Genomic DNA, 2,918 nt, shown 5'->3' with positions numbered 1-2,918 from the left:
ATTCAAGCCAAGTCGTGGAAAGCGACTTATCGGAATCTCGCATTTTGAAGGCCTCACCGAGGATACCAATCACCTCATCATTCTCATTTTTGCGAAGCTTGTTCCAAGAGACGTAACGCATCACGTGGTCGGGGGGCGGTAGTTTTTTCTTACGTGCCATCGGCAAACCAGCGTTCGGGATTGTAGGGTGCGAGCACGGCAAGTAAACGGGATAACGCGACCTGCCCAGCAGCGCTTTCACGATCGCCGTCGAGATACCGGCTCAAAACCCAACGAACTTCATCACGAGGCAAGCACTCTATGGTGAGGCGATCCTTCTCCACCGTCCACGCAGCTATGATGTTGCCATAGCTCGTGGAGCCGAGGCCAGGCCGTCGTGCTGGTCGTATAAGTAAAAGCATCCGCAACAATGTGGTGAAGGATGCTTCGGTAATGGGGAGATCTTCCTTTTCCCAGTTTTCGAAGTCCATCAGGCTGTCGAGCTGAGAAAAAAAAAGAGAACGCCATTCGAAGTCGAGGTGCATGGCGACGGCAGCCGTCTTTGTCTTGCAAAGAGCACGTGCGTCGTAGAGGCGTTCCTCAATTGGCACGGCCTTGATTGACAGCGGTTTTGCCTGCTCGCCAAGCGAGCCGGGGCTCCGGAACGATCGAAAGCTTGTCACGGCCTCGGCTATCTTGCCCGAATCGCTGTCGGCCGGAAACATTGCGGTTGGCTGTAACGTCCAGATGGAAGGGATTATTTGAAGGATCATTAGTTGAAGAGCCTCTCAGATAGTGGCGTGATGCAACGCTGGAAGATGGTGTTCTTAATGTCGCGCGCCTCATCGATCGTCGTCCATAAATCATCGTCCTTCATCGGAATCTCCCGAGTACGGAACACGTCAATATCGAGCAACAGTGACATGTGTTTGAGTAGCGGGGACGGCACGACTGTCGAGGTGAGCGTCGCTGTCCATAAAGGATTGTGAGTAGGCAGCGTGATCTGGGCGAGGTAGCTGATCATCGGCAACGTTCCGATCACCGGGGCTTGCGGATAGAACGTCAAATAGTCTTCAATCGGTATTTGGTTACGGTCGTCGAGTGGAATATCTATCCGGTTGATAAACCGGATGCCTACGCGCACGACGGAGCGGTGCTTGGTGACTCGTTTCCATACCTTCCACACAGCGACAGCTCGGCCACGAAAAGCATTCCAGCCAAGATAAGGCGCGAGACGGGCGGTTACTATGTTTAGCGGCGTGATGATCGTAACGTCTGCTTGATCGTTAGAGGTCAAGCGGAAGCCTTGCGGTTGCTGGCTCACCGTTACACCGCTGCCAGTTGGGCTCGCGTTGAAGTTGACGTTGAACGCATTGAGGTGTTGCGAGTGCGGATAGTCTTTCTTGAGCCGCTGAACTATTTTCTCCTGTTCCTTCTGGCTCACTTCGGGATCCACGCGCAGCTCGATCACCGCTTCAGTGATCGGAGCGTGCGAATAGATTTTTGTCTTGGCTCCGAAATCAACTGGACACGTCCGACCTGATTTTGTGAGAGTGCTCACCGGTATCAGGCAACCGCTTCAGCCGCAGGCGCCACGCTTGATGGTAAGTGCGCGCCTTCAGTCATGTTTTTCAATTTTTCCTTGGCGGCTTTTGCCCAACCTTGCCACTTGGGTAACTCCACTGTTCGTCCATGCACGTACACATCGGCCGGCGTCAGCGGATCACGTTGCCCCGATGGGACCAACGCCCAATGCGGCCTGACGTCGTTGTAGCGCTGCCGGAATACCTCCAGCGAGGCCCGTGCTTCGCCCGGATTGCTGTAGAGCTTCCAGTACACCTCCTCGGTCTTGAGCGTCTGATGAAACCGTTCCAACAATCCGAGCTGCGTCGGCGTGCGGTACTGGATCCGCACATGCGCGTACTGCCCCTCGATGTGGCGGCGAAAGTGCCGCGCGAGGAAGCTCGAGCCGTTGTCGGTCACCAGAAACGGCGTCTTGGTCAACAGCCCGTGGATGCGCTCGGCCTCCGCGCGAGCGGTATCGAGCGCCGTGGCCACTTCCGGGGCGCTGTAGCTCGCTGTGAAGTGGCACGCCAGCAGGTAGCGCGAGTAGTAGTCGATCACCGTCACCGCATACCACCAGCCGTGCCCTGGGATGTGCAGGTAGGTCACATCGGCCTGCCACAGCTCGTTGGGCGCCTGCGGCAGCAGCTCAAACAACCGCGCCGCCTGATACAGCGAGGCTTCGCGCACCCGCTTCTTCTGCAGCAGCCCCGCGGCCTTGAACACCCGGTAGACCACCTGGTTGCTTACCACCCATCCCGCCCGCCGTGCCACCACCGCAATGCGCTTGTAGCCCCACCACGGATAGCGCTCGGCCAATGCCCGCACCTGCGCCGCCAGCGCCTCGGGCACCGCCTGGGGTTTGCGGCCAGGCTTCTTGGGTTTCAGTACCCCCTGGCCGTACCACACCGACACGGCCACACCCAGCGCCCGCAGTACCCGATTCAGCCGCACCGGGGGTTCCGCCGTTTCAATCGCCTGGGTGACCATGGCACGGAGCTCGGCACTCAGGGCGAGCCGCCCGAGAGTTTTTTTAAAATGCGATTGGCAATGGTCAGCTCGCCAATCACTTGGTCACGCTCGGCCAGTTGCGCATTCAGCCGTGCAGTCTCTTTGGCCGCCCGCGTGTCCGCGCCACGTCCATTCAGCGCCTGCTTGCCGGCATTGATGAACTCATCACGCCAGCGGTACAGCGTCGCCTCGGCAATCCCGGCCCGCCGCGCAATCTGCGCCACCGGCTCCTCCTTACCCAGCATCCGCAGCATCAGTTGCGTACGTTGTTCAACGCTCAGTTCCGATTTCTTGCCCATAGCCGTTACCTTCCCGACACCTCATGTCTCACTTTACATCGTGTCCGGGGAAATCGGAGCAATACA

General features: G+C 58.1%; 4 protein-coding genes. All 4 read right to left on the bottom strand.

Going from position 1 to position 2,918, the window contains the following annotated elements:
• Positions 1 to 149: 149 nt before the first annotated feature.
• Positions 150 to 704, bottom strand: a complete 555-nt coding sequence (locus M3461_08525; GenBank protein MDQ3774390.1) for a hypothetical protein — start codon at positions 702 to 704, stop codon at positions 150 to 152.
• 47 nt (positions 705 to 751) lie between these two features.
• The gene (locus M3461_08520) at positions 752 to 1,450 is read right to left on the bottom strand and encodes a TIGR04255 family protein (GenBank protein MDQ3774389.1); all 699 of its coding nucleotides are present in this window, start codon (positions 1,448 to 1,450) and stop codon (positions 752 to 754) included.
• 95 nt (positions 1,451 to 1,545) lie between these two features.
• Positions 1,546 to 2,532, bottom strand: coding sequence for a DDE-type integrase/transposase/recombinase (locus tag M3461_08515; GenBank protein ID MDQ3774388.1), 987 nt, complete (start codon positions 2,530 to 2,532; stop codon positions 1,546 to 1,548).
• A gap of 17 nt (positions 2,533 to 2,549) precedes the next feature.
• The gene (locus tag M3461_08510; GenBank protein MDQ3774387.1) at positions 2,550 to 2,852 is read right to left on the bottom strand and encodes a transposase; all 303 of its coding nucleotides are present in this window, start codon (positions 2,850 to 2,852) and stop codon (positions 2,550 to 2,552) included.
• Positions 2,853 to 2,918: the final 66 nt, after the last annotated feature.

The organism is Pseudomonadota bacterium, from assembly GCA_030860485.1.
Lineage (GTDB): Bacteria > Pseudomonadota > Gammaproteobacteria > JACCXJ01 > JACCXJ01 > JACCXJ01.
The sequence above is the reverse complement of the archived record's forward strand: the minus strand, read 5'-3'. Positions and strand labels throughout refer to the sequence as shown.